This window comes from Enterobacter sp. RHBSTW-00901, assembly GCF_014103115.1.
GTDB lineage: Bacteria > Pseudomonadota > Gammaproteobacteria > Enterobacterales > Enterobacteriaceae > Enterobacter > Enterobacter cloacae_P.
Genome location: NZ_JABXPB010000001.1, coordinates 3,896,275 through 3,922,494, shown reverse-complemented (window position 1 = coordinate 3,922,494; position 26,220 = coordinate 3,896,275). Strand labels below are relative to the sequence as shown.

Annotated in this window: 28 protein-coding genes and 2 pseudogenes; 13 read left to right on the top strand and 17 right to left on the bottom strand. The window is 52.4% G+C overall.

Annotated elements, in window-relative coordinates:
• Positions 1 to 3: 3 nt before the first annotated feature.
• The 5 genes from cyoB to HV318_RS18830 all read left to right on the top strand — a co-directional run bounded on the left by cyoB (position 4) and on the right by HV318_RS18830 (position 5,335).
• Positions 4 to 1,995: a cytochrome o ubiquinol oxidase subunit I gene (gene cyoB, locus HV318_RS18850; RefSeq protein WP_182273945.1), complete on the top strand. Its 1,992-nt coding sequence runs from the start codon at positions 4 to 6 to the stop codon at positions 1,993 to 1,995.
• Positions 1,985 to 2,599, top strand: coding sequence for a cytochrome o ubiquinol oxidase subunit III (locus tag HV318_RS18845; RefSeq protein ID WP_182273944.1), 615 nt, complete (start codon positions 1,985 to 1,987; stop codon positions 2,597 to 2,599). Before cyoB ends, HV318_RS18845 begins: the two co-directional genes overlap by 11 nt.
• Positions 2,599 to 2,925, top strand: coding sequence for a cytochrome o ubiquinol oxidase subunit IV (locus HV318_RS18840; RefSeq protein ID WP_182273943.1), 327 nt, complete (start codon positions 2,599 to 2,601; stop codon positions 2,923 to 2,925). The genes HV318_RS18845 and HV318_RS18840 overlap by 1 nt, the downstream gene beginning before the upstream one ends.
• An 11-nt stretch (positions 2,926 to 2,936) precedes the next feature.
• Positions 2,937 to 3,824: a heme o synthase gene (gene cyoE / locus HV318_RS18835; RefSeq protein WP_182273942.1), complete on the top strand. Its 888-nt coding sequence runs from the start codon at positions 2,937 to 2,939 to the stop codon at positions 3,822 to 3,824.
• 149 nt (positions 3,825 to 3,973) lie between these two features.
• A complete protein-coding gene (locus HV318_RS18830; RefSeq protein WP_182273941.1) occupies positions 3,974 to 5,335 on the top strand; it encodes an MFS transporter in 1,362 nt (453 codons plus the stop codon).
• A gap of 32 nt (positions 5,336 to 5,367) precedes the next feature.
• On the opposite strand, the gene HV318_RS18825 is transcribed toward HV318_RS18830, so the two are convergent.
• Positions 5,368 to 5,859 carry a YajQ family cyclic di-GMP-binding protein gene (locus HV318_RS18825; RefSeq protein ID WP_182273940.1) on the bottom strand — a complete coding sequence of 164 codons (492 nt, stop codon included), beginning with the start codon at positions 5,857 to 5,859 and terminating at the stop codon, positions 5,368 to 5,370.
• Positions 5,860 to 5,987: 128 nt separating this feature from the next.
• Here HV318_RS18825 and panE point away from each other — a divergent pair, with 128 nt between their 5' ends.
• Together panE and yajL are read left to right on the top strand one after the other, a co-directional pair.
• On the top strand, positions 5,988 to 6,899 hold the full coding sequence (panE, locus tag HV318_RS18820) for a 2-dehydropantoate 2-reductase (RefSeq protein WP_182273939.1): 912 nt from the start codon (positions 5,988 to 5,990) through the stop codon (positions 6,897 to 6,899).
• A complete protein-coding gene (gene yajL, locus HV318_RS18815; RefSeq protein WP_182273938.1) occupies positions 6,862 to 7,452 on the top strand; it encodes a protein deglycase YajL in 591 nt (196 codons plus the stop codon). The genes panE and yajL overlap by 38 nt, the downstream gene beginning before the upstream one ends.
• Positions 7,453 to 7,555: 103 nt before the next feature.
• On the opposite strand, the gene thiI is transcribed toward yajL, so the two are convergent.
• Positions 7,556 to 9,004, bottom strand: a complete 1,449-nt coding sequence (thiI, locus tag HV318_RS18810; protein ID WP_182273937.1) for a tRNA uracil 4-sulfurtransferase ThiI — start codon at positions 9,002 to 9,004, stop codon at positions 7,556 to 7,558.
• Positions 9,005 to 9,177: 173 nt separating this feature from the next.
• On the opposite strand from thiI, the gene xseB reads away from it, so the two are divergent.
• The 3 genes from xseB to dxs are packed head-to-tail and all read left to right on the top strand — an operon-like array spanning position 9,178 to position 12,207.
• Positions 9,178 to 9,420 carry an exodeoxyribonuclease VII small subunit gene (xseB, locus tag HV318_RS18805; protein ID WP_182273936.1) on the top strand — a complete coding sequence of 81 codons (243 nt, stop codon included), beginning with the start codon at positions 9,178 to 9,180 and terminating at the stop codon, positions 9,418 to 9,420.
• A complete protein-coding gene (gene ispA / locus HV318_RS18800) occupies positions 9,421 to 10,320 on the top strand; it encodes a (2E,6E)-farnesyl diphosphate synthase (RefSeq protein WP_182273935.1) in 900 nt (299 codons plus the stop codon).
• A gap of 24 nt (positions 10,321 to 10,344) precedes the next feature.
• Positions 10,345 to 12,207: a 1-deoxy-D-xylulose-5-phosphate synthase gene (dxs, locus tag HV318_RS18795; protein ID WP_182273934.1), complete on the top strand. Its 1,863-nt coding sequence runs from the start codon at positions 10,345 to 10,347 to the stop codon at positions 12,205 to 12,207.
• Between the two features lie 90 nt (positions 12,208 to 12,297).
• On the opposite strand, the gene HV318_RS18790 is transcribed toward dxs, so the two are convergent.
• From HV318_RS18790 to HV318_RS18770, 4 genes and pseudogenes are all read right to left on the bottom strand, one after another.
• Positions 12,298 to 12,759: a DUF943 family protein gene (locus HV318_RS18790; RefSeq protein ID WP_182273933.1), complete on the bottom strand. Its 462-nt coding sequence runs from the start codon at positions 12,757 to 12,759 to the stop codon at positions 12,298 to 12,300.
• A 43-nt stretch (positions 12,760 to 12,802) separates the two neighbouring features.
• Positions 12,803 to 13,264, bottom strand: coding sequence for a DUF943 family protein (locus tag HV318_RS18785; protein WP_346010732.1), 462 nt, complete (start codon positions 13,262 to 13,264; stop codon positions 12,803 to 12,805).
• 60 nt (positions 13,265 to 13,324) lie between these two features.
• Positions 13,325 to 13,768 (bottom strand): annotated as a pseudogene (locus HV318_RS24255) (DUF943 family protein).
• 1 nt (position 13,769) lies between these two features.
• On the bottom strand, positions 13,770 to 14,603 hold the full coding sequence (locus HV318_RS18770) for a DUF3289 family protein (RefSeq protein ID WP_182273929.1): 834 nt from the start codon (positions 14,601 to 14,603) through the stop codon (positions 13,770 to 13,772).
• A gap of 211 nt (positions 14,604 to 14,814) precedes the next feature.
• On the opposite strand from HV318_RS18770, the pseudogene HV318_RS18765 reads away from it, so the two are divergent.
• Positions 14,815 to 15,020: pseudogene (locus HV318_RS18765) on the top strand (transposase); the annotation flags it as partial.
• A 54-nt stretch (positions 15,021 to 15,074) separates the two neighbouring features.
• On the opposite strand, the gene thiL reads toward HV318_RS18765, so the two are convergent.
• The 5 genes from thiL to nrdR form a co-directional block, all read right to left on the bottom strand.
• On the bottom strand, positions 15,075 to 16,046 hold the full coding sequence (thiL, locus tag HV318_RS18760; RefSeq protein WP_182273928.1) for a thiamine-phosphate kinase: 972 nt from the start codon (positions 16,044 to 16,046) through the stop codon (positions 15,075 to 15,077).
• Positions 16,047 to 16,123: 77 nt separating this feature from the next.
• The gene (nusB, locus tag HV318_RS18755; protein WP_006809908.1) at positions 16,124 to 16,543 is read right to left on the bottom strand and encodes a transcription antitermination factor NusB; all 420 of its coding nucleotides are present in this window, start codon (positions 16,541 to 16,543) and stop codon (positions 16,124 to 16,126) included.
• A 21-nt stretch (positions 16,544 to 16,564) separates the two neighbouring features.
• A complete protein-coding gene (gene ribH / locus HV318_RS18750; RefSeq protein WP_006176874.1) occupies positions 16,565 to 17,035 on the bottom strand; it encodes a 6,7-dimethyl-8-ribityllumazine synthase in 471 nt (156 codons plus the stop codon).
• A gap of 87 nt (positions 17,036 to 17,122) precedes the next feature.
• Positions 17,123 to 18,226 (bottom strand): bifunctional diaminohydroxyphosphoribosylaminopyrimidine deaminase/5-amino-6-(5-phosphoribosylamino)uracil reductase RibD, encoded by a 1,104-nt coding sequence (gene ribD, locus HV318_RS18745; protein WP_182273927.1) that lies wholly within the window; start codon positions 18,224 to 18,226, stop codon positions 17,123 to 17,125.
• A gap of 4 nt (positions 18,227 to 18,230) precedes the next feature.
• Positions 18,231 to 18,680: a transcriptional regulator NrdR gene (gene nrdR, locus HV318_RS18740; RefSeq protein ID WP_182273926.1), complete on the bottom strand. Its 450-nt coding sequence runs from the start codon at positions 18,678 to 18,680 to the stop codon at positions 18,231 to 18,233.
• A 152-nt stretch (positions 18,681 to 18,832) separates the two neighbouring features.
• On the opposite strand from nrdR, the gene HV318_RS18735 reads away from it, so the two are divergent.
• Positions 18,833 to 19,372: a SadB/YajI family lipoprotein gene (locus HV318_RS18735; RefSeq protein WP_182273925.1), complete on the top strand. Its 540-nt coding sequence runs from the start codon at positions 18,833 to 18,835 to the stop codon at positions 19,370 to 19,372.
• A gap of 268 nt (positions 19,373 to 19,640) precedes the next feature.
• On the top strand, positions 19,641 to 20,525 hold the full coding sequence (tsx, locus tag HV318_RS18730; RefSeq protein WP_182273924.1) for a nucleoside-specific channel-forming protein Tsx: 885 nt from the start codon (positions 19,641 to 19,643) through the stop codon (positions 20,523 to 20,525).
• 119 nt (positions 20,526 to 20,644) lie between these two features.
• Here tsx and HV318_RS18725 read toward each other — a convergent pair whose 3' ends face one another.
• From HV318_RS18725 to tgt, 6 genes are all read right to left on the bottom strand, one after another.
• The gene (locus HV318_RS18725) at positions 20,645 to 21,325 is read right to left on the bottom strand and encodes a helix-turn-helix transcriptional regulator (RefSeq protein WP_182273923.1); all 681 of its coding nucleotides are present in this window, start codon (positions 21,323 to 21,325) and stop codon (positions 20,645 to 20,647) included.
• Positions 21,326 to 21,339: 14 nt separating this feature from the next.
• Positions 21,340 to 21,705, bottom strand: coding sequence for a VOC family protein (locus HV318_RS18720; RefSeq protein WP_182273922.1), 366 nt, complete (start codon positions 21,703 to 21,705; stop codon positions 21,340 to 21,342).
• A gap of 142 nt (positions 21,706 to 21,847) precedes the next feature.
• Entirely contained in the window at positions 21,848 to 22,819 is a 972-nt protein-coding gene (gene secF, locus HV318_RS18715) for a protein translocase subunit SecF (protein WP_163281376.1), read from the bottom strand.
• 10 nt (positions 22,820 to 22,829) lie between these two features.
• A complete protein-coding gene (secD, locus tag HV318_RS18710; RefSeq protein ID WP_182273921.1) occupies positions 22,830 to 24,677 on the bottom strand; it encodes a protein translocase subunit SecD in 1,848 nt (615 codons plus the stop codon).
• Between the two features lie 27 nt (positions 24,678 to 24,704).
• Entirely contained in the window at positions 24,705 to 25,037 is a 333-nt protein-coding gene (gene yajC / locus HV318_RS18705) for a preprotein translocase subunit YajC (RefSeq protein WP_182273920.1), read from the bottom strand.
• Positions 25,038 to 25,059: 22 nt separating this feature from the next.
• Positions 25,060 to 26,187 (bottom strand): tRNA guanosine(34) transglycosylase Tgt, encoded by a 1,128-nt coding sequence (gene tgt / locus HV318_RS18700; RefSeq protein WP_182273919.1) that lies wholly within the window; start codon positions 26,185 to 26,187, stop codon positions 25,060 to 25,062.
• Positions 26,188 to 26,220 lie beyond the last annotated feature (33 nt).

Sequence of the window (26,220 nt, the reverse complement as noted above, 5' to 3'; positions counted from 1 at the left end):
AAAATGTTCGGAAAATTGACACTGGATGCAGTGCCATACCATGAACCCATTATCGTGGTTACGGTGGCTGCAATTATCATTGGTGGTGCGGCTTTACTGGCCTTAATCACTTACTTCGGTAAGTGGAGCTACCTGTGGAATGAGTGGCTGACTTCGGTTGACCACAAAAAACTCGGTATCATGTACTGCATCGTCGGTATCGTCATGTTAATTCGTGGCTTTGCGGATGCCATCATGATGCGTAGCCAGCAGGTGCTTGCCTCTGCGGGTGAAGCGGGCTTCCTGCCGCCTCACCACTACGATCAGATCTTTACCGCTCACGGCGTTATCATGATCTTCTTCGTGGCGATGCCGCTGGTTATCGGTCTGATGAACGTTGTTGTTCCGCTGCAAATCGGCGCGCGCGACGTTGCATTCCCGTTCCTGAACAACCTGAGCTTCTGGTTTACGGTTGTCGGCGTTATCCTGGTTAACCTGTCACTGGGTGTGGGCGAATTCGCGCAGACCGGCTGGCTGGCTTACCCACCGCTTTCGGGAATTGAATACAGTCCTGGCGTAGGTGTCGACTACTGGATTTGGGCGATTCAGCTCTCCGGTATCGGTACAACCCTGACCGGTATTAACTTCTTCGTGACCATTATCAAGATGCGTGCCCCTGGCATGACTATGTTCAAGATGCCGGTATTTACCTGGGCATCTCTGTGCGCCAACATCCTGATCATTGCGTCCTTCCCAATTCTGACTGTCACCGTCGCGCTGCTGACCCTGGACCGCTACCTGGGCACCCATTTCTTTACCAACGATATGGGTGGCAACATGATGATGTACATCAACCTGATTTGGGCCTGGGGTCACCCGGAAGTGTACATCCTGGTTCTGCCGGTCTTCGGGGTGTTCTCCGAAATCGCTGCAACCTTCTCGCGTAAGCGCCTGTTTGGTTACACCTCACTGGTGTGGGCAACCGTGTGTATTACCGTTCTGTCGTTCATCGTTTGGCTGCACCACTTCTTCACTATGGGTGCGGGCGCGAACGTAAACGCCTTCTTCGGTATCACCACCATGATTATCGCAATCCCGACCGGGGTTAAGATCTTCAACTGGTTGTTCACCATGTACCAGGGTCGTATCGTGTTCCACTCAGCCATGCTGTGGACCATCGGCTTCATCGTCACCTTCTCTGTAGGTGGGATGACCGGCGTACTGCTGGCAGTACCAGGTGCTGACTTCGTTCTGCACAACAGCCTGTTCCTGATTGCGCACTTCCATAACGTTATCATCGGTGGTGTGGTCTTCGGCTGCTTCGCTGGCGTAACCTACTGGTGGCCAAAAGCGTTCGGCTTCACGCTGAACGAAACCTGGGGTAAACGCGCGTTCTGGTTCTGGATCATCGGCTTCTTCGTGGCATTTATGCCGCTGTACGTGCTGGGCTTCATGGGTATGACCCGTCGCCTGAGCCAGCAGATCGATCCACAGTTCCACCCAATGCTGGTTGTTGCAGCATGCGGTGCGGTGCTGATTGCCTGCGGTATCCTGTGCCAGCTGATTCAGTACTACGTCTCTATTCGCGACCGCGATCAGAACCGTGACCTGACCGGTGACCCGTGGGGTGGCCGTACGCTGGAGTGGGCGACCTCTTCTCCACCTCCGTTCTATAACTTCGCCATTGTGCCGCAGATCCATGAGCGCGACGCATTCTGGGAAATGAAAGAAAAAGGTGAAGCGTATAAGCAACCTGCTCATTACGAAGAGATCCACATGCCGAAAAACAGCGGCGCGGGCATTATCATTGCCGCTTTCGCAACGGTATTTGGCTTCGCAATGATCTGGCACATCTGGTGGATGGCGATTGCGAGCTTCGCAGGCATCATCATTAGCTGGATCGTGAAGAGCTTTGACGAGGACGTGGACTACTACGTACCAGTCCGTGAAGTCGAAAAACTGGAAAACCAGCATTTCGATGAGATTTCTAAAGCGGGGCTGAAAAATGGCAACTGATACTCTGGCGCACTCTACTGCCCACGCGCATGACCATGCGCACCACGATACAGGGCCGACGAAAGTCTTCGGTTTCTGGATCTACCTGATGAGCGACTGCATTCTGTTCTGCTGTCTGTTCGCGACCTATGCCGTTCTGGTGAACGGCACTGCGGGCGGCCCGACTGGTAAGGACATTTTTGAACTGCCGTTCGTTCTGGTAGAAACCGCACTGCTGCTGTTCAGCTCCATCACCTACGGCATGGCGGCTATCGCCATGTACAAAAACAACAAGAGCCAGGTTGTCTCCTGGCTGGCGTTGACCTGGTTGTTTGGTGCTGGATTCATCGGGATGGAAATCTATGAATTCCATCACCTGATTATGGAAGGTATGGGCCCGGATCGCAGTGGCTTCCTGTCTGCGTTCTTCGCGCTGGTAGGAACTCACGGTCTGCACGTAACCTCCGGGCTTATCTGGATGGCGGTACTGATGTTCCAGGTTTCCCGTCGCGGTCTGACCAGCACTAACCGTACACGTATCATGTGCCTGAGCCTGTTCTGGCACTTCCTGGACGTTGTATGGATCTGTGTGTTCTCTGTAGTCTATCTGATGGGGGCGATGTAATGAGTCATTCAAACGATCATGGCGCTTCCCACGGTAGCGTAAAAACCTACATGACAGGTTTTATCCTGTCGATCATCCTGACGGTGATCCCGTTCTGGATGGTGATGAACGGTTCTGCATCTCACGCGGCGATTCTGGGCACAGTCCTGGCCACCGCGGTAGTTCAGATTCTGGTGCATCTGGTTTGCTTCCTGCACATGAACACCAAGTCCGATGAAGGCTGGAACATGACGGCCTTTATCTTTACCGTGATTATCATCGCTATCCTGGTAGTCGGTTCCATCTGGATTATGTGGAACCTTAACTACAACATGATGGTTCACTAAGAGCGGCGAGTATGTTTAAGCAATACCTGCAAGTAACGAAACCAGGCATCATCTTTGGCAACCTGATCTCCGTGATCGGAGGGTTCTTGCTGGCCTCTAAGGGCAGCATTGATTACACCCTCTTTATCTACACGCTGATTGGTGTGTCACTGGTTGTTGCGTCCGGTTGTGTATTTAACAACTACATCGACATGGATATCGACAAGAAGATGGAAAGGACCAAAAATCGGGTGCTGGTTAAAGGCCTGATCGCCCCTTCCGTCTCGCTGGTGTACGCCACCTTGCTGGGTATTGCTGGCTTTATGCTGCTGTGGTTTGGTGCTAACCCGCTGGCCTGCTGGCTGGGGGTGATGGGGTTCGTGGTTTATGTGGGCGTTTACAGCCTGTATATGAAGCGTCACTCCGTCTACGGTACGCTGATTGGTTCTCTCTCCGGCGCTGCGCCGCCGGTGATTGGCTACTGTGCCGTCACAAATGAGTTCGACAGTGGTGCGTTGATCCTGCTGGCTATCTTTAGCCTGTGGCAGATGCCGCACTCCTATGCCATTGCGATTTTCCGCTTCAAGGATTATCAGGCAGCGAACATCCCGGTTCTGCCGGTTGTGAAAGGCATCTCCGTTGCCAAGAACCACATCACGCTGTACATCATCGCCTTTGCTGTGGCAACGCTGATGCTCTCTCTGGGCGGTTACGCCGGATATAAATATCTGGTGGTGGCGGCTGCGGTGAGCGTCTGGTGGCTCGGCATGGCCCTGCGCGGCTACAAAGTGGAAGATGACAAAGTCTGGGCACGTAAGCTGTTCGTGTTCTCGATTGTGGCCATCACCTCCCTGTCCGTGATGATGTCCGTGGATTTCATGGTACCCGAATCACATCACCTGCTGACTTACGTCTGGTAAGCCATAGCAAGTGAATAAAGGGGTGCTTCGGCACCCTTTTTTATTCACTGAATCTATCAATAATGCATGTAATATTTGTTAAATAACCCTGTATTTACCCCGCCCCTTCCCCGCACTACACTATGGCCTGCTCTTGAACTGAGGTGGTAATGAACGATTATAAAATGACGCCAGGCGAGCTACGCGCGACCTGGGGCTTAGGGACTGTTTTCTCGCTACGGATGCTTGGCATGTTTATGGTCCTGCCTGTTCTGACCACGTACGGTATGGCGCTACAGGGAGCCAGCGAAGCACTGATTGGCCTGGCCATAGGTATCTACGGTTTAGCCCAGGCGATATTCCAGATCCCTTTCGGCCTGCTCTCCGATCGCGTTGGCCGCAAACCGCTGATTGTCGGCGGGCTACTCGTCTTTGTGCTCGGCAGCATCATTGCCGCCCTCTCCCACTCCATCTGGGGCATTATTCTTGGCCGCGCCCTGCAGGGTTCCGGCGCAATTGCAGCCGCCGTGATGGCACTGCTGTCAGATTTAACTCGTGAACAGAACCGTACCAAAGCGATGGCGTTTATCGGCGTCAGCTTTGGCGTCACCTTTGCCATTGCGATGGTGCTTGGCCCTGTCATCACCCATAAGCTGGGTCTGCATGCCCTGTTCTGGATGATTGCCGTGCTGGCGACCATCGGTATTGCGCTCACGCTGTGGGTAGTGCCAGACAGCAAAAACCACGTCCTCAACCGTGAGTCCGGGATGGTGAAAGGCTGCTTTAGCAAAGTGCTCGTTGAGCCGCGCTTGCTGAAGCTGAACTTTGGCATCATGTGCCTGCATATCCTGCTGATGTCGACCTTTGTCGCCCTGCCCGGCCAGCTGGCGTCTGCAGGTTTCCCTGCCGCTGAGCACTGGAAAATTTATCTGGTGACGATGCTGATTTCGTTCGTCTCGGTGGTGCCGTTTATTATTTACGCCGAAGTGAAGCGCAAGATGAAACGCGTCTTCGTTGGCTGCGTGGCGGTGTTACTGATTGCCGAGATCGTGCTGTGGGGTTCCGGCCCGCATTTCTGGGAGCTGGTCGCGGGGGTGCAACTCTTCTTCCTGGCATTTAACCTGATGGAAGCCCTGCTACCGTCGCTGATCAGCAAAGAATCGCCTGCCGGTTACAAAGGCACCGCGATGGGCATCTACTCCACCAGCCAGTTTATCGGCGTGGCCATCGGTGGTGCGTTCGGCGGCTGGGTGGATGGCCTGTTTGATTCGCAAACCGTATTCCTGGCAGGTGCCCTGCTGGCGATGGTCTGGCTGCTGGTCGCCAGCACCATGAAAGAACCACGCTACGTGAGCAGCCTGCGCGTAGAAATTCCAGGGGACATCGACATCAACGATGCGCTGAAACAGCGTCTTGAGGCCACTGAGGGCGTGAGTGAAGTGCTGATCGCCCCGGAAGAACGCAGTGCCTATATCAAAATAGACAGCAAAGTGACCAACCGCTTCGAAGTGGAGCAGGCGCTGAAAGCCTGAAAAAAAGCCCGGTTAAACCGGGCTTTTTCGTCTTAATCGCGGAAGTTTTTGAACTGGAACGGCTGCCCCAGATCGCCGCCACGGATCAGCGCCATTACGCCCTGCAGGTCATCACGAGATTTACCGGTGACACGGATCTCTTCGCCCTGGATCTGCGCCTGAACCTTCAGCTTGCTGTCTTTGATGAGCTTAACGATTTTCTTCTGCACCGCGCTCTCAATACCCTGCTTCAGTTTAGCTTCAACAAACCAGGTTTTACCGCTGTGTACGAACTCTTCCGGCACATCCAGTGAGGTACCTTCAATGCCGCGCTTCAGCAGCTTGGCGCGCAAAATATCCAGCAGCTGGTTAACCTGGAAATCAGACTCACTCAGCACCTTGATGGTCTTATTTGCCTCATTCAGGTCAAATGTTGCTTCAACGCCACGAAAATCGAAACGTGACTCAACTTCACGGCTGGCGTTTTCTACGCCGTTGCGGACTTCCTGGATATCAACTTCGGAAACAATATCGAAAGATGGCATCTTTTCTTCTCCCTTCATTTTTGTTGCGTTGCATAATACCCGCTACGAGGCATAACTCAACAGAAGCTTAGCTGACGGCGCTATACTTAGGCCGTAACACCTGGCGCAGTTGCAGGTGAGGAGGAACAATGAAAATTACAGTGCTCGGATGCGGAGCGCTTGGTCAGCTATGGCTGACTGCGCTATGCAAGCACGGACACGAGGTGCAGGGCTGGTTACGCGTCCCTCAGCCATACTGCAGTGTAAACCTGATTGGTGAAGACGGAAGTATCTTTAACGAATCCCTCACCGCGAACGATCCTGATTTCCTGGCGCAAAGCGATCTGCTACTGGTCACACTGAAGGCGTGGCAGGTTTCAGATGCGGTAAAAGCGCTGGCCGCCCAGCTCCCCCCCACCTCGCCCATTTTGCTACTGCATAACGGCATGGGGACGATTGATGAACTGAAAAATATCCCTCAGCCGCTGCTGATGGCCACGACAACCCATGCGGCGCGCCGGGATGGCAACATCATCGTACATGTCGCCAGCGGGATAACGCATATTGGCCCAGCTCGTGAGCAGGATGGCGACTACAGCTATCTGGCAGACACACTGCAAAAGGTGCTGCCGGATGTCGCCTGGCACAACAACATTCTCCCTCAACTGTGGCGCAAATTAGCAGTCAACTGTGTGATCAATCCGTTGACGGCTTTATGGGACTGTCCGAACGGCGAACTGAAAAACCATCCGCAGGAAATTGCCACGCTGTGCGCCGAGGTCGCCTCAGTGGTGGAGCGCGAGGGCTTGCATACCTCAGCAGACGATTTACGCTATTATGTCGAGCAGGTAATTGATAGTACGGCAGAAAATATCTCTTCAATGTTGCAGGACGTTCGGGCGTTACGCCACACTGAGATCGACTACATCACCGGCTATCTGTTAAAACGCGCCCGCGCACACGGCATTGCGGTGCCGGAAAACGCCCGCCTGTATGACCTGGTTAAACGTAAGGAGAGTGAGTATGAGCGCGTCGGCACTGGTATGCCTCGCCCCTGGTAGCGAAGAAATGGAAGCCGTCACCACTATCGACCTGATGGTGCGAGGCGGTATTGCGGTGACGACGGCAAGCGTTGCCAGCGACGGTAATCTGGCGATCACCTGTTCACGCGGGGTGAAAATACTGGCGGATGCCCCGCTGGTACAGGTGGCTGACGGTGATTACGACATTATCGTTCTTCCCGGCGGCCTGAAAGGAGCCGAGTGTTTTCGCGACAGCCCACTGTTAGTGGAAACCGTCAGGCAGTTTCACCTGTCTGGCCGCATCGTCGCGACAATCTGTGCCGCAGCCGGAACGGTGCTGGTTCCACACGATATTTTCCCGATCGGCAATATGACCGGTTTCCCGGCGCTGAAAGACCGCATTCCGGAAGACCAGTGGGTCGATAAACGCGTTGTCTGGGATCCGCGTGTCAACCTGCTCACTAGCCAGGGGCCGGGAACCGCGATTGATTTTGCGCTAAAGATTATCGACCTGCTGGTCGGGCGCGAGAAGGCGTATGAAGTGGCGTCGTCGCTGGTCATGCCGGCGGGAATTTATAATTACTACGAATAAAAGTAAAACGGCAACCACACAGGTTGCCGTTTCCTGGTTTTTCTCCCTCTCCCGTGGGAGAGGATCGGGGTGAGGGCAACATACCGCACTCCCCGGCAATGAACTACGGGCGATACACCTTCACGTTCGCAAAGCCCTGCTCACGCAGATACAGCGCCTGCAGACGGCTCATCACCCCACGCTCACACCACAGCAAATACGTTTTGCTCTGATCGAGATCGCCAAACTTCGTGCTCAGCTTGTAGAACGGCAGAGAAACCACTTCCACCCCTTCGACTTTCAGCGGTTTGTCATCCTGTTCGTCGATAGAACGGATATCCAGAATCGCATCGTTGGCACCAAAACCGCTCACGGTTTCAACTTCAACCACTTCCTGCCCGGTCTGCTGGGCAATATCGCGGATATCAATGTTGGACGCTTCCTCTACCACCTTCTCGAGGATCGCGAAATCGAAGTTCTCTTCTTCCGCTTCAATCTTCGCCTTCACCGCTTTTACGGTCGGACTTTTTGAGATCACACCGCAATACTCTGGCATGGTACGGGCAAAATCTTCGGTACCGATTTCACGCGCCAGATCGATGATATGTTCTTTATCGTGGGAGATCAGTGGGCGCAGGATCAGCGTATCAGAAACATTGTCGATAAGACGCAGGTTGGTCAGCGTCTGGCTGGAGACCTGGCCCAGCGCTTCCCCCGTCACCAGCGCCTGTACGCCGTAACGTTCAGCCACTTTGGACGCCGCGCGTACCATCATGCGCTTCAGCACGACGCCCATCTGGCCGTCGTCCACTTTCTCAAGGATTTCGCCAACCACCGGCTCGAAGTTGATCGCCACAAAACGCACGCGGTGGGAGCTGCCAAAGCGGTTCCACAGGTAATGTGCCACCTGACGCACACCGATTTCATGCGCTGCACCACCCAGATTGAAGAAGCAGTAGTGTACGCGGCAACCGCGACGCATCAGCATGTAGCTGGAAACGCCAGAATCGAACCCGCCGGAGATCAGCGACAGCACGTCTTCCTGAGTGCCGATCGGGAAACCGCCAATACCTTCGTAACGGCCTTTGACCAGCAGCAGGCGATCGTTTTCGATCTCCAGATTCACGGTCACGTCCGGGTTAGTCAGACGTACGCGCGCAGTTTCCACGTGTTGGTTAAGACCGCCGCCAACGTAACGTTCCACTTCAATCGAGCTGAACTCGTGCTTGCCACGACGTTTCACGCGCACGCAGAAGGTTTTACCTTCGATCTGGTTGCGGTACTGTACCAGCGCTTTCTCGAAGATGTCGTGCATATCGCTGAACGGAACATCTTCCACTTCCAGAATATGATGAATACCCGGAATACGGGTCAGCGCGTCGCGAATATCCTGACGTTTGTTTTCGTCTTTCGCGCGAACTTCAACGTGATCCCAGTGACGCACCACGGCAAGCGTTTCGTCGTAGTGCTTTAATACGTTACGAATGTTCCCGGTGAGAATTTTAATAAAGCGCAAACGCACAGATTGGCTTTTGATGGTGATTTCAGGGAACAATTTAATGATAAACTTCATGGCGGCAATGTTTCTTAGGCAAGCTTGTTAAGGCTTGTAATGGAAAATAATATTACAGCCCACACCCGTGGCTGCATCCAGGCGCGCGAGTATATCACCATTGAGCGTTATTTGCTTCTCCGCCTGAGTCCGTTACCATGACAGGGCTAAAAATAGAAAGAGTCAAATTCACTATGCCGAAGAAGAACGACGCACCGGCCAGTTTCGAAACTGCGCTGAGTGAACTGGAGCAGATCGTCACCCGCCTTGAGAGCGGTGATTTACCGCTGGAAGAGGCGCTCAACGAATTCGAGCGTGGCGTGCAGCTGGCACGTCAGGGGCAGGTCAAACTGCAGCAGGCCGAGCAGAGCGTGCAAATCCTGCTGTCCGACAGCGAAGATGCTAAAACAACGCCTTTCACACCGGACGCCGAGTAAATGGATTTCGCCAACGAGCTTCAGGCGTGTGTGAATCGCGCCAACGACGCCCTGCGCCGTTTTATCGAGCCACAGCCTTTTCAGAACACTCCTCTGGTTGAGGCCATGCACTATGGCGCACTCTTGGGCGGAAAGCGCCTGCGTCCGTTCCTGGTCTATGCCACAGGCAAGATGTTTGGTATCAGCGATACTACGCTGGACGCCCCGGCAGCTGCCGTTGAGTGCATCCACGCTTACTCGCTGATCCACGATGATTTACCGGCGATGGATGATGATGACCTGCGTCGTGGTCAACCTACCTGCCATATCCGGTTTGGCGAAGCCAATGCCATTCTGGCGGGGGATGCCCTGCAAACGCTGGCGTTCTCGATTTTAAGCGATGCGCCGATGGTTGAAGTGAGTGACCGCGACCGTCTGGCGATGGTGTCCGAACTGGCGATGGCCAGTGGCGTCGCAGGAATGTGCGGTGGACAGGCACTGGATCTTGATGCAGAAGGGCGTCAGGTTAATCTGGAACAGCTGGAACGTATTCACCGCCATAAAACGGGGGCACTCATTCGTGCAGCCGTTCGCCTGGGCGCGCTGAGCGCAGGTGAACAAGGGCGAAAAGCCCTGCCGGTTCTGGACAGATACGCAGAAAGTATTGGCCTGGCATTCCAGGTTCAGGATGACATTCTGGATGTGGTGGGCGATACTGCAACATTGGGAAAACGTCAGGGTGCAGACCAGCAGCTTGGCAAAAGTACCTACCCCGCCCTTCTGGGCCTTGAGCAAGCCCAACGTAAAGCCCGGGACCTGATAGCGGATGCCCGCCAGTCGCTGAATCAGCTGGCTGCGCAATCCCTGGATACCTCGGCACTGGAAGCGCTAGCGGACTATATAATCCAGCGTGATAAATAAACTAAATATCTCGATGAGCCTTTGATGAGTTTTGATATTGCCAAATACCCGACACTGGCGTTAGTAGACTCCACCCAGGAGTTACGCCTGTTGCCGAAAGAGAGCCTGCCGAAACTGTGCGACGAGCTGCGTCGCTACTTGCTCGACAGCGTCAGCCGCTCCAGCGGTCATTTCGCCTCCGGGCTTGGCACGGTTGAGCTGACAGTGGCGCTGCATTACGTCTATAACACGCCGTTCGATCAGCTGATCTGGGACGTAGGTCACCAGGCATATCCGCACAAAATTCTGACCGGACGTCGCGATAAAATCGGCACCATTCGCCAGAAAGGTGGCCTTCACCCGTTCCCGTGGCGCGGAGAGAGCGAGTATGACGTGTTAAGCGTCGGCCACTCCTCCACGTCAATTTCTGCCGGTATCGGTATTGCCGTTGCCGCCGAAAAAGAGAACAAGCAGCGTCGCACCGTCTGCGTGATTGGTGACGGCGCAATCACCGCTGGTATGGCTTTTGAGGCCATGAACCATGCGGGAGATATCAAGCCGGACATGCTGGTTATCCTTAACGATAACGAGATGTCGATTTCCGAAAACGTCGGCGCACTGAATAACCATCTGGCGCAGTTGCTCTCCGGAAAACTTTACTCCTCACTGCGTGAAGGCGGCAAAAAAGTCTTCTCCGGCGTACCGCCAATTAAAGAGCTGCTCAAACGTACCGAAGAACATATCAAAGGTATGGTTGTGCCGGGTACGCTGTTTGAAGAGCTGGGCTTTAACTACATTGGCCCGGTCGACGGCCACGACGTGCTGGGTCTGATCACGACGCTCAAAAACATGCGCGACCTGAAAGGCCCGCAGTTCCTGCACATCATGACCAAAAAAGGGCGTGGTTACGAACCGGCGGAAAAAGACCCGATCACCTTCCACGCGGTACCGAAATTTGACCATACCAGCGGCTGCCTGCCGAAAAGCAGCGGAGGTATGCCGAGCTATTCGAAAATCTTTGGCGACTGGCTGTGTGAAACGGCGGCGAAAGACAACAAGCTGATGGCGGTAACGCCTGCCATGCGTGAAGGCTCCGGTATGGTGGAGTTTTCCAAAAAATTCCCTGACCAGTATTTTGACGTGGCGATTGCCGAGCAGCATGCAGTGACATTCGCGGCAGGCCTGGCAATTGGCGGCTACAAGCCGGTTGTGGCTATCTACTCCACCTTCCTGCAACGCGCCTACGACCAGGTTATCCATGACGTTGCCATTCAGAAGCTGCCGGTACTGTTTGCTATCGACCGTGCGGGTATCGTGGGGGCTGACGGTCAAACGCATCAGGGCGCATTTGATCTGTCGTTCCTGCGTTGCATACCGGACATGGTCATCATGACGCCGAGCGATGAGAACGAATGCCGTCAGATGCTATTTACCGGCTACCACTATCAGGACGGCCCAAGCGCAGTTCGTTACCCACGCGGCAATGCCGTAGGCGTTGAGCTGCAACCGCTGGAGAAACTGGCAATGGGTAAAGGCCTGGTCAAACGTCGCGGTCAGAAAGTGGCGATCCTGAACTTCGGTACGCTGATGCCGGAAGCAGCTAAGGTTGCCGAAACGCTGAATGCCACCCTGGTGGATATGCGTTTTGTGAAGCCGCTTGATGAATCCCTGATCCTGAGCATGGCTGAAGGCCATGACGTGCTGGTGACGCTCGAAGAGAACGCCATTATGGGCGGCGCGGGCAGCGGCGTGAACGAGGTACTGATGGCGAACCGTAAAGCTGTTCCGGTACTAAACCTCGGCCTGCCTGATCACTTCATCCCACAAGGTACGCAGGACGAGGCCCGTGCGGCCATCGGCCTGGATGCCGCAGGTATCGAAGCCAAAATCCGTACCTGGCTGGCATAACACCTTCCCCACTGCTCCTGTTAGACTTATTTTGTTAGCGGGAGCAGAGCGGAATTAATCAAGCCGTTGAACACATCGCCAAAGTAGCATTCAGTACCGCTCTTTAGTCATCGAGCCATCTTTTTTATCCATAACGTACATATTATCACCAACAAAAAATCTGATCTTATTACTTTCAGGAAATCTGAAAGAAACTTCAAGAAGAATATTTTTCTCAATACAGTTCTTCTCAGATGTCATATCAGGAAAACAGAAATAATCCTCTCTCGGTGAGTCCCGCAGGTATCCGTCCCCCACATCCCAGACCGTCAAAACAAATCTCTGCCCGGCGGGAATATTGTATTTTTTCTTAAGCATTTCCCGCTGAGATAACCACCAGTTAATTCGCCCCCGGTCCGTTAACGGGAAATGGTCAACGATAATATCGTCATAGCCCATCCTGTCAGTACTGCGATGGACATCTATGATTTTCACTGGATAAATAGAATCCCACAGACTAAAAACAATCACAGCCAAGGCAATCGCCATATAAATAAACCAGGATTTTTTCATATCATTATCGCTCCGATAATTTAATACTATCCAGTCGCGGTTTTTAATACCGAGCCTTAGTCATCGAGCCATCTTTTTTATCCATAATGTACTTATTACCACCGATGATAAAATTAACTTTATTTTTATCAGAATACCTGGCATCAACCTTAAGACGTTTATTTTTCTCAATACAGTTCTTCTCTGATGTCATATCAGGAAAACAAAAATAATCTTCTCGCGGAGAGTCCCGCAGATACCCCTCCCCCACGTTCCAGACCGTCAAAACAAATTCCTGCCCGGAGGGAATGTTATATTTATTCTTAAGCATATCCCGCTGAGATAGCCACCAGTTAATTCTCCCCCGATCCGTTAACGGGAAATGGTCAACGATAATATCATCATAGCCAGGGCGATCAGTACTGCGATGGACATCAATGATTTTCACAGGATAAATATCCTCCCAAAGACTAAAAGAAATCACAACTACTGCAATTGCCATATAAATAAACCAGGATTTTTTCATATCATTATCGCTCCGATAATTTGATACAGCCCAATCGCGGCTTTTAATACCGTGCCTTAGTCATCGAGCCATCTTTTTTATCCATAATGTATTTATTATCACCGATAATAAAATTAACTTTATTTTTATCAGAAAATCTGGCATCAACCTTAAGAAGGTTATTTTTTCAATACAATTCTTCTCTGATGTCATATCAGGAAAACAAAAATAATCCTCTCGCGGAGAGTCCCGCAAATACCCGCACCCCACATCCCAGACCATCAAAACAAATTCCTGCCCGGAGGGGATGTTATATTTTTTCTTAAGCATATCCCGCTGAGATAACTACCAGTCAATTCGTCCCCGATCCGTTAACGGGAAATGGTCAACGATAATATCATCATAATCAAATTTATCAGTACTGCGATGGACATCAATAATTTTTACAGGGTAAATATCATCCCAAAGACTAAAAGCAATCACAACTACTGCAATTGCCAGATAAATAAACCAGGATTTTTTCATATCATGATCGCCCCGTCAGTTTTACAGAAGCCTTGAAGTTCGTCACAAAAGGTTTAAATGAAAAGCAGTTGTATCGCTGAAGAACAAACCATATCCGAAAAAACCTGAAGCTTTGGTATAGTTTTTTTGTAATATCTTCTCGCCCCAGACCAAAATGATCCTGAGCTTCAAATAATATATCTGCTTCCCATCCTATCTGATATTGCTTAAAATTAAACATTACAATCCTCTGGAAATAGATATCATGGACAGTGATCCCCATCCCGTTAAATCTGTCTTCCAAATCATTAAACTTGGGCAATGTTCTTCTCGAAATTTCTTTGCGTACGTCCCAAATAAAATCGTGGCTACCAACTTGTTTACGCCTGTCACTCACATAAATATTAATTACCTTCCTGATAGCATCGATCGTAGTATTTCCATATTGTTTACCCCTAAGAAGATCAGAATATGCTCTGTTGAGTAACGCATTATAACCAAAAGGTCTGCCGTCTCCATGTTGAAAATGGTTAATCATCTCTCCTGTTAAACGTTTATATTGCCCGGAAGCAAACAACCCTGATAATTCCCTCATTTCATCAAAAAGTATACTGACGCATTCATCAGGGGTAATGCGTTGATCGTCTTTAGGGGAATACCCGGTAATAAATGGATAGCTAATTTTATCTTTGAAGGTCATCCTATAGGGATCGACTATAGTCGAAACATCGTTTAACCCTAATGATTGTAATTCTAAAGCAGACAGATCACTATGCCGCATATCATCTGTACTTGCATCATTAAATCTATTTTTTGTCTGAAATAGTATTTCGCAAGGAAAATTCATGTGGTACATACTCATCCCTCATAGTATACGAACCAACAATCCTATAACTTACATCCTCATTCCACGAATATCATACGCCAGACGGCAAGATAAAAAAATAATAAATAAATTAAATGGCAAAAATCACACAAATAACATTCACGCAATAAATAACCTCTCTCCAATATATCCATTAACCTAATTAAATTTGCGTTACGTTTTTTCAAGGAGATACGTAAATAGCCAGAAAATGCACATCATTATTCTGGACGGTAGGGTTATCACCGTTCGCAGTCAATAAAAGACTGAGCAGAAGTGGAGAATTCCGAACTTCATTACCTTCCACCTTACGACCCTAACCTGAATCGGATAGAGCGAATGCGGAAGTTAATGAATGAGCATGCCCGGAACAATCGTTATTTCAGTTATCCGCGAGAATTCAGAGATGAAACCTGAATCTTGAGGTTACATGGGGATGTATTAAACAGGACCGGCTCTAATTTAGGCAAAATGATCGTACCCTTTCCAGTCAAGTATCACTGGCGCGCCGTTACGAACAAACTGCAGCCCTTCGCTCTCAGGCATAATCTGCCCGATGCAGGTAAATTTCGCGCCAAGGTGGGCTAACGCCACATCCAGCGTCCCGCGGTTAAGCTCAGGGACGGTAAAGCACAGCTCGTAATCTTCCCCACCGGACAGCGCCCAGCGCAGGGCCTGCTCAGCGTCAACGTGACGGAGAAGTTGCTCTGATAGCGGGAACAGATCCAGGTCAACACGCGCCCCCACACCACTGGCCTTGAGAATATGGCCGAGGTCGGAGATAAGCCCGTCAGAGAGATCGATAGCCGAACTGGCGCGTTCACGCAGCGCCTGCCCCTGTAAAATACGTGGCGTTGGTCGCAGATGGCGTTTCAACAGATACGCCGCGTCGTCAGCATCTGCAACCGTTAAGCGATCCTGAAGAATCGCCAGCCCCGCCGCACTGTCGCCCGGCGTGCCGGTCACGTAGATCCAGTCACCCGGTTTTGCACCCGAGCGCTTCAGCGCGCGTCCAACCGGCACATAGCCGTGGATCGCCAGCGTCATCGACAGCGGCCCGCCAGTTGTATCACCACCAATCAGCTGCATATCATAGTAGTTAAGCTGCTCAAACAGCGCATCGCTGAAAGCTTCAAGCCAGGTTTCATCGACATCTGGCAGGGTTAAAGCCAGCGTTAACCACGCGGGATCGGCCCCCATCGCGGCCAGATCGCTCACGTTAACCGCCAGCGCTTTATACGCCAGATCGGCAGGATCGATATCAGGTAAGAAATGACGGCCGCACACTAAGGTGTCGGTGCTGATTGCCAGCGTCTGTTTTTCAGGAATATTGAGAAGTGCGCAGTCATCGCCAATGCCGGTTTCAACATCAAGACGAGAGGTTCTGACACGGTCAAAATAACGGGCAATCAGGGAGAATTCGCCGCAAGCCATACGTTATGCCTCAGCAAAGAAAAGAAAAAACCGGAGCCGCACTGCCGCCAGGGCAATGCGAGACTCCGGTTTGCGGATCACTTTTTGTGGGGACGGATCGCAGGTGCGGCTTTATCCAGCACGCCGTTAACAAACTTGTGGCTGTCTTCAGCACCGAAGGTTTTTGCCAGTTCGATCGCTTCGTTGATGGCCACTTTGTACGGCACATCATCACGTTTAGACAGCTCAAACAGCGCAATACGCAGCACTGCTTTTTCCACCTGGCCCAGCTCTTCGAGCAGACGGGACAGGTATGGTTTCATCAAACCATCGAGATACGCGCTATTAGTCGCCACTCCCGACAGCAGTTCACGGAAGTACAGAACGTCAACGTCTTTCACGTCCTGTTCTGACAGGAACTGGTATTCAACATCAGCGATGTCGTTCTGGGACAACTGCCAGGAGTAAAGTGCCTGGACGGCACATTCACGGGCGCGGCGACGAGCAGCAGGTTTCACGGAATTCCCCTTACAAAAAAATCAGGCCTTGATGGCTTTCAATACATTGATCATTTCAAGCGCGGTCAGTGCAGCTTCTGCACCTTTGTTACCGGCTTTGGTGCCAGCACGTTCGATGGCTTGTTCAATACTTTCGGTGGTCAGCACGCCAAACGCGACAGGAATTTCAGCGTCCTGTGCAACGTGTGCCAGACCATTGCTTGCACCGCCCGCAACGTATTCGAAGTGCGCAGTGCCGCCGCGAATAACGGTACCCAGCGCAATCACCGCGTCGTACTTACCGGTTTTTGCCAGCGCACCCGCTGCCAGAGGCAGTTCATAAGCACCTGGAACCCAAACAACAGTAATGTTGTCATCTTTAACCTGGCCGATACGTTTCAGGGCGTCAATCGCACCTTCCAGCAGGCTGTCGTTGATGAAGTTGTTGAAACGCGCAATGGTGATGGCGACGCGAGCGTCCGGGGTAGCTACAGCAGCTTCAATAATGTTCATACTCTTCCTTTACGGGTTCATTTAGCCCCGCAGGGGGGCGGATTTTATCATAATACTTTGCGCACTGCTTCCCTATTTCAGGAGCAATTACGCTGTTGTTAAATGGAGGCAAACATCCGGGCCAACAGGACGTATCTCGCTAAATTTGAGTTGTGGGGCATCAGCCAGTTTTTCAAGGCCAGGCAGCACAAACAGGCCGCGAGCATCGCTACCTAACAGTTTAGGCGCAACATAGACAACCAGTTCATCCACCAGCCCCGCCTGTAACATCGCGCCAGCCAGCGTCGGGCCCGCTTCTACCCAGATGCTGTTTACCTGTTGTTTGCCAAGTAACATCATCAGCACCACTAAATCGAGGTGCCCGTTGTGCTCCGGCACCATAATGCTGCGCACACCGTCTGGCCATGCCCGCGGATCCTCCTGCGTGCGGGCAAACCAGGTTTCACCCGGTTGCTGGACGATGCGGTGCTCAGGCGTCACACGGTTCTGGCTATCAATGACAATACGCAGCGGCTGGCGCAGGTTCTCCTGCGGATAAAGCGCCTGGGTATCGGCATTTAGCTCATTCCAGCGTACGGTCATAGCCGGATCGTCAGCCAGAACCGTTTCACTGCTGGTGAGAATAGCATGGCTTTGCGCGCGCAGACGTTGCACATCGCGCCTTGCCTGCGGGGAGGTGATCCACTGGCTTTCACCGTTCGCCATCGCCGTGCGACCATCCAGCGAGGCTCCCAGCTTAAGTTGAATATACGGGAATCCGGTGCGCATACGCTTCAGGAAGCCTTTGTTAATGGCTTCCGCGTCGCCCATCATCAGACCGTGACTGACGTCGATCCCTTCCTGCTGCAGACGGTACAGCCCGCGTCCGGCGACCTGTGGATTGGGATCCTGCATCGCCGCAACCACACGCGAGACACCCGCCGCAATCAGCGCTTCGCAGCACGGCGGCGTCCGCCCATGATGGCTGCATGGCTCAAGCGTCACGTAGGCTGTTGCACCGCGCGCTTTTTCGCCCGCCATACGCAAGGCATGCACTTCGGCATGCGGTTCGCCCGCGCGATAGTGGAACCCTTCGCCCACAATCTCGCCATCTTTCACGATAACGCAGCCGACGTTCGGGTTGGGATGAGTGGTAAAACGTCCACGCTGCGCCAGCTTCATGGCTCGCGCCATGTAAATCTCATCCTGCATGAGTTTAATCCTGTAAGCGGGCGATCTCTTCGCCGAACTCTTTGATGTCTTCGAAACTGCGGTATACGGAGGCAAAGCGGATATAGGCAACTTTATCGAGCTTTTTCAGCTGTTCCATCACCAGATTGCCAATCATTTTGCTTGGCACTTCGCGTTCGCCGGTTCCACGCAGGTGAGATTTAATATGGTTTAGCGCCATTTCAACGTCGTCAGCACTGACGGGACGTTTTTCCAGCGCCTTGAGCATCCCGCTACGCAGTTTCTCTTCGTTGAATGGCTCACGCACATCGTTACTTTTTACCACCCGTGGCATTACCAGCTCTGCGACCTCAAAGGTCGTGAAGCGCTCGTTGCACACCAGACATTGCCTACGGCGACGTACAGAAGACCCTTCGCCCACAAGACGAGAATCGATGACTTTGGTATCCACAGCGGAGCAGAATGGGCAATGCATACGGTATCCCTGTTATCCGGTTAACTGACTTTCATTTTACCCTGAACTGGCCTGACAACAAAGGAAGAGCTTTTTGAGACAAAGGATCTATGTCTGACGGGATCCAACTGGCTACCATTACGGAGATCCGTTATTTCAAGGAAATAAACGCAATGACAAGACGTTATCTAAGAATTCTCCTGGTGGGAAGCCTCTTCACCCTTAGCGCCTGCGCACAGCAAACTGAAGTCCGCCAGATGAAACAAAGCGTGAATACGCTTAATACGGCAATGGACAAACTGAACAAAGAGACGGTGAAGATCACCCAACAAAACGCACTGAATGCAAAATCCAGCCAGGGCGTTTACCTGCTGCCCGGAGCCAATACGCCCGCGCGTCTCAATAGCCAGGTTGGCACGCTGAAAATGTCGCTGGTCAACGTTGCGGCGAATGCCGATGGTACTCGCGCAACATTGCGCATTCAGGGCGAATCAAACGATCCGCTCCCGGCATTTAGCGGCACCGTAGAGTGGGGGCAGATCCAGGGCACTACAGAGAGCTATCAGGAAATTAACGTGAAAAACCAGCTATTCACTGCCCCGGCCAGCATACTGGCTCCGAGCGATGTTGATATTCCACTCCAGTTGAACGGCCTCACACCGGAACAATTAGGTTTTATTCGCATCCACGATATCCAGCCCGTCACGCAGTAACCCCCCTTTTTTAGCGGAGTGCAATGTCACTCCGCTAACATTTACATCCCGCAAAGATTGGCAACATAAATGTTTGCCGTTACAATCCCGCCGTCTAAAGTACGCAAACGTGAACGCAATCGATTACGTGCGTGAGAGAACTGTGAAACAACACATATTTTTGTGAGCAGGGATTCCTATAATAGGCTCCGCAGAAACACGAAATATTTAGAAACGCAAATCGCGCATTTTTCACTCCCGGAAGGGAATTTCAATCAGTGGCATGATTATGAAAAAAACATTACTTGCAGCCGGCGCAGTGCTGGCACTTTCCTCCTCTTTCACTGTTAACGCAGCGGAAAACGACAAACCACAGTACCTCTCCGACTGGTGGCACCAGAGCGTTAACGTAGTCGGCAGCTACGACACCCGTTTCGGACCACAGATCCGCAACGATACCTACCTCGAGTACGAAGCATTTGCCAAGAAAGACTGGTTTGATTTCTATGGCTATGTGGATCTGCCGGTCTTCTTCGGTGGTAACACCGATGCGAAAGGTATCTGGAACAACGGTTCCCCACTGTTCATGGAGATCGAACCGCGCTTCTCCATCGACAAACTGACCGGTACCGATCTGAGCTTCGGTCCGTTCAAAGAGTGGTATTTCGCGAACAACTACATCTACGACATGGGTCGTAACGATTCTCAGGAACAGAGCACCTGGTACATGGGTCTGGGTACGGACATCGACACTGGTCTGCCGATGAGCCTGTCCATGAACATTTACGCGAAATACCAGTGGCAGAACTATGGCGCATCCAACGAAAACGAGTGGGATGGCTACCGCTTCAAAGTGAAATACTTTGTGCCAATCACCAAGCTGTGGGGCGGAAACCTGAGCTACATCGGCTTCACCAACTTCGACTGGGGCTCCGATCTGGGTAGCGACAACTTCTACGATAATAACGGCAAGCACGCGCGCACCGGCAACTCTATCGCTTCCAGCCACATTCTGGCACTGAACTACGATCACTGGCATTACTCTGTTGTGGCGCGTTACTGGCACAACGGTGGTCAGTGGAACGACGACGCAAGCCTGAACTTCGGCAACGGCGACTTCAACGTACGCTCTACCGGTTGGGGTGGTTACCTGGTCGTAGGTTACAACTTCTAATCAGCGCGGGGCTGTGCGGGCTGATGCCCTCACCCTGCCCCTCTCCCACAGGGAGAGGAACAAACACGACAAACGGCAACACACGTTGCCGTTTTGCTTTTACCTTGCCACCCGGTTTTTTACTGCTTCACCTTGCGCAAAAAATCCGCCAGCGAACGATCCGCGCTCTCGCTAAACCGTCTCTCCGTCTGCACAATATTGAGACATCTGTCGAGCCGGAAACAGCGGTAATCGTCGCGCCGCTCACACCACGCCGCCAGCAACCAGCGCTCTCCCCAGAAGAACAGCCCCAGCGGCTGAACGTCGCGCTGTGAGAGCTGCCCGGCATCATCCCGATAATGCAGCGCAAGCACCCGCTGGGCTGAAATCGCCTGATGAATCATGTCAAAATCGCTGCGGGAGTGGTTTTGCACGCAAAAATCCGGTGCATAAATACGCGTCTGCTCCGCCTTTCGACGGCTCTCTTCCGGCAGGATCGCCAGTACCTTTTCCTGCGCGGACTCCAGCTCACGCGAAAGTGACTCCCCGCCCCAGGTTTTAAGCAGGCGGATCGCCACCATCAACGCCTCAGACTCCTTGCTTGTCAGCATCAGCGGTGGAAGATCAAAACCCGACATCAACCGGTATCCGCTCCCCGCCTCACCTTCCACCGGCACACCAGAAAGCGACAGGTCACGGATATCACGGTAAACCGTACGCTCAGAAATCCCCAGCCTGTCCGCCAGATGCGCTGCCGTTGTCAGCCGCCGGCCCCGCAGGATCTGCACAATCTGAAACAAACGGTCAGCGCGTCGGGTCATATTTTTTTCAGCTCTCAGGCGGGTTGATGAAGGCCGACACGATTACCTTCGCTGTCGGTAAACAGGGCAATGGTGCCAATACCGTGTGGCAACACCAGCGGGCCAAACACGCACTCACCACCTGCAGAAGCAATACGATCGAGCGTAGCCGCCAGATTGTCAGTATGCAGGTAAATAATAGCGCCCTGTTGAGACGGTGTAATGCCGTCAAATTTTGCCAGTGCGCCGCCGGTAACCGGATCTTCATGCGGGAAAACCGCCAGCTCAGCACAATCCATTTTTTCACGACGAAGAGTAACCTGCATTACCGGCTCATAAAATTTGATGGCGCGATCCATATCAGCGACCGGAATTTCAAACCAGTTAATAACGCTTTTCATACATCCTCCTGCCTGTTGTTTGGGTTCAGAAGGAGTCTACGACAGGGCTCCTGACAGCATACTGTCAGGAGTGTTTGTCAGGAGCAGACAAAAAAAATCCCGGCCAACAGACCGGGATTTTGATAACGCGAAAGACGTTGCCTTACGGCAGAATTGACGGCTGATCCGCCCCTTCTTTTTCAACTTTCTGCTGCAGCAGATGCTCACGCTTCATGCCGAGTTTCAGCGCCAGCGCGGATGCCACATAGATAGATGAAGCCGTACCGATAGACACACCGATTAACATGGTCAGCGAGAAACCTTCCAGCACCGGGCCACCGAAGAGATACAGCATCAGGATAACCATCAGAGTGGTACCGGATGTGATAAGCGTTCGGTGCAGCGTCTGGGTCAACGACACGTTAAAGATTTCGTACGGCGTACCGCGACGGATCTTACGGAAGTTTTCACGAATACGGTCAGATACGACGATACTGTCGTTCAGTGAGTAACCGATAACGGACATCAGGGATGCCACAATCGTCAGGTCAATCTCAATGTGGAACAGAGACAGTACGCCCATCGTGATCACCACGTCGTGCGCCAGGGCGATAACCACCCCCGCCGCCAGTCGCCACTCGAAGCGGAAACCAACGTACACAAGGATGGAGATCAGCGCCACCAGCAGCGCCATCGCACCGGTCTGCGCCAGGTCAGCACCCACGCTCGGGCCAACAAACTCAATACGCTTAACCGTCGCATTCTGGCTGGTCGTTTCGTTAATCACGCTAACGACCTTGCTGCCCAGCTCCTGGCTGCCGTTGGCATCGTGCACCGGTGGCATACGCACCATGATGTCGCGACTGCTACCAAAGTTCTGCAACAGTGGCTCTTCAAAGCCCGCTTTCTGCAGAGACTGGCGCATCTGGTCCATATCGACCGGTTTTTCCAGGGTGATTTCAATCACCGTACCACCGGTGAAATCAAGACCCCAGTTAAAGCCTTTCACGCCCATAATGACGATGGACAGAATCAGCAGTAAACCTGAAATGCCGAAGGCCCAGTAGTCCCAGCGCATAAAGTCCCAGACTTTACGGCCGTGGTTCAATTGTTCAACAGTATATTCCTGTGCCACAACGCACTCCTCAGATAGACAGCTTTTTGACGCGCTTGCCGCCGTACAGCAGGTTCACGATGGCACGGGTGCCGACAATAGCGGTAAACATCGACGTTGCAACACCGATACCGGTAGTAATTGCAAAGCCTTTGATCGCGCCAGTACCCACTGCATACAGGATAAGAACCTTAATCAGTGTTGTTACGTTCGCATCGAAGATGGAGCTGAACGCGCCTTTATAGCCTTCGTCGATCGCCTGCTGGATAGAGCGACCGTTGCTCAGTTCTTCTTTGATACGTTCGTTTATCAGTACGTTGGCGTCGACCGCCACCGCAAGGGTGAGGACGATACCTGCGATACCAGGCATGGTTAGCGTCGCCCCCGGCAGCAGGGACATAATACCGATGATCATCACCAGGTTCGCCACCAGCGCAGAAGTCGCAATCAGGCCAAACTTCTTATAGAAGAAGATCATGAAGAGGATAGACACCACCAGACCGGCCAGACACGCTTCCAGACCCTGCTGGATGTTCTGCATACCCAGGGTTGGCCCAATGGTACGTTCTTCAACAATCTGAATTGGCGCAATCAACGCACCAGCACGCAGCAGCAGAGAGAGCTGACGCGCTTCGTTCGGGTTGTTGATACCCGTGATACGGAAGCTGTTACCCAGACGAGACTGGATGTTGGCGATGTTAATCACCTCTTCCTCTTTCACCAGCACTGCACGACCGTTGGCATCTTTCTTACCGCTGTCTTTGTACTCCACAAACAAGGTCGCCATCGGTTTGCCGATGTTGTCCTTGGTGAAGTTAGACATGATGTTACCACCCGCGCTATCCAGCGAGATGTTAACCTGCGGCTGGTTGTACTCATCCTGGCTGGAGGTGGAGTCGGTGATGTGATCACCGGTCAGGATCACGCGTTTGTACAGCACAACTGGCTGACCTTCGCGCGTCTGCTTCACTTCAGAGTCACCCGGAATACGGCCTGCGGCAGCCGCTGACTGATCAACGTTAGAGTTAACCAGACGGAATTCCAGCGTCGCGGTTGCGCCCAGAATCTCTTTCGCACGCGCAGTATCCTGAATACCTGGCAGTTCAACCACGATACGGTCAGCACCCTGACGCTGTACCAGCGGTTCAGCCACGCCCAGTTGGTTTACACGGTTACGCAGAATGTTGATGTTCTGCTGAACAGCATATTCGCGCGCTTCTTTCATACGCGCGTCGGTCATTACCGCGCGCAGCTGGTTGCTGCCCTGAGAGGTAATCACCAGATCGCGGTGGCGTTGAGTCAGGTAATCTACAGCCTGATCGCGTGCCGCACTGTCGCGGAACGTGATGCTCATACCGTAGTTATCTTCTTTACGCACGGTGGTATACGCAATGCCTTTTTCACGCAGATCGCTGCGCAGGCTATCGATATTCTGTTCCTGCAGTTTGCCAAGCGCAGTGTCCATATCCACTTCCATCAGGAAGTGAACACCGCCACGCAGGTCAAGACCGAGTTTCATTGGTTCTGCATTCAAAGCAGCCAGCCAACGCGGAGTTGCAGGAGCAAGGTTCAGCGCCACGACATATTTATCACCCAGCACGCCCATCAGCGCTTCACGAGCGCGGAGCTGCGTGTCGGTGGTGTCGAAGCGAGCAAGAATCGCGCCCCCTTCCAGTGCCACAGACTTAGCGGTAATTTTTTCTTCTTGTAACGTTTTCTGGACCTGGATCAGCGTTTGCTCACTGGCGGCGACACCGCGCGCGCCAGTGATTTGAACAGCCGGATCCTCACCATACAGGTTGGGAAGCGCGTACAGCAGGCCGACGAGAATCACGACGACCAGCATGATGTACTTCCACAAAGGATAACGGTTTAACACGGCAGTTCCCTTTGGGAAAAGTTGGGATTACAGCGCCTTCATGGTGCCTTTCGGCAGAACGGCAGCTACGAAGTCACGTTTGATAACCACTTCAGTGGTGTCGTTCAGAGCGATAGCAATGTAGCCGTTGTCAGCTACTTTGGTCACGCGGCCCACCAGGCCACCATTGGTCAGCACTTCATCGCCTTTCGCAATGGAGCTCATCAGGTTTTTGTGCTCTTTGGTACGCTTCTGCTGTGGGCGCAGGATCATGAAGTAGAAGATCAGACCGAACACAACCAGCATCAGAATCAGAGACATCGGGCTGCCCTGCGCCGGAGCACCTGTTGCCGCTACCGCATCAGAAATAAAAAAGCTCATTCAAATTCCCTCATTATTAAAATTAATCAACGTTCAAAGGTGGAACATCCCGCCCCTGACGTTGGTAGAAATCGGTCACGAAGCTCTCTAATTTACCCTCTTCGATAGCCTTACGTAAACCAGCCATTAAGCGCTGATAATAACGAAGATTATGAATGGTATTGAGACGCGCGCCTAAAATCTCATTGCAACGATCGAGATGATGCAGGTACGCACGAGAATAATTGCGACAGGTATAGCAATCGCACCCGGAATCGAGCGGGCTGGTGTCACTCTTATGCTTCGCGTTACGGATTTTCACCACGCCATCGGTAACGAACAGATGACCATTCCGCGCGTTACGGGTCGGCATTACGCAGTCGAACATATCAATGCCGCGACGTACGCCTTCCACCAGATCTTCTGGTTTACCCACGCCCATCAGGTATCGTGGTTTATCCGCTGGGATTTGCGGGCAGACATGCTCCAGAATGCGATGCATATCTTCCTTCGGCTCACCCACAGCCAAACCGCCGACAGCGTAGCCATCAAAACCTATCTCTACCAGACCTTTAACGGAGATATCACGTAAATCTTCGTAAACACTGCCCTGAATAATGCCAAACAGCGCATTTTTGTTCTGCAGGGAGTCGAAACGGTCACGGCTGCGCTTCGCCCAACGCAGAGACATTTCCATAGAGCGTTTGGCGTAGTCCCAGTCCGCCGGGTATGGCGTACATTCATCGAAGATCATGACGATGTCGGAGCCGAGATCGTACTGAATCTCCATCGATTTTTCAGGATCGAGGAAAATCGGATCGCCGTTGATCGGGTTACGGAAGTGCACACCTTTTTCGGTGATCTTGCGAATATCGCCCAGGCTGAAGACCTGGAAACCGCCGGAGTCGGTCAGAATGGGGCCTTTCCACTGCATGAAGTCATGCAGATCGCCGTGCAGCTTCATGATCTCCTGACCAGGACGCAGCCACAGATGGAAGGTATTACCGAGGATAATCTGTGCGCCGGTGGCTTCAACTTCTTCCGGCGTCATCCCTTTTACGGTGCCGTAAGTGCCCACAGGCATAAACGCGGGGGTTTCCACCACGCCGCGATCAAACACCAGGCGACCGCGACGCGCGCGACCGTCGGTGGTATCGAGTTCAAATTTCATTTCTCTTCCTTTGTGCCAGAAAAACAGTCCGAC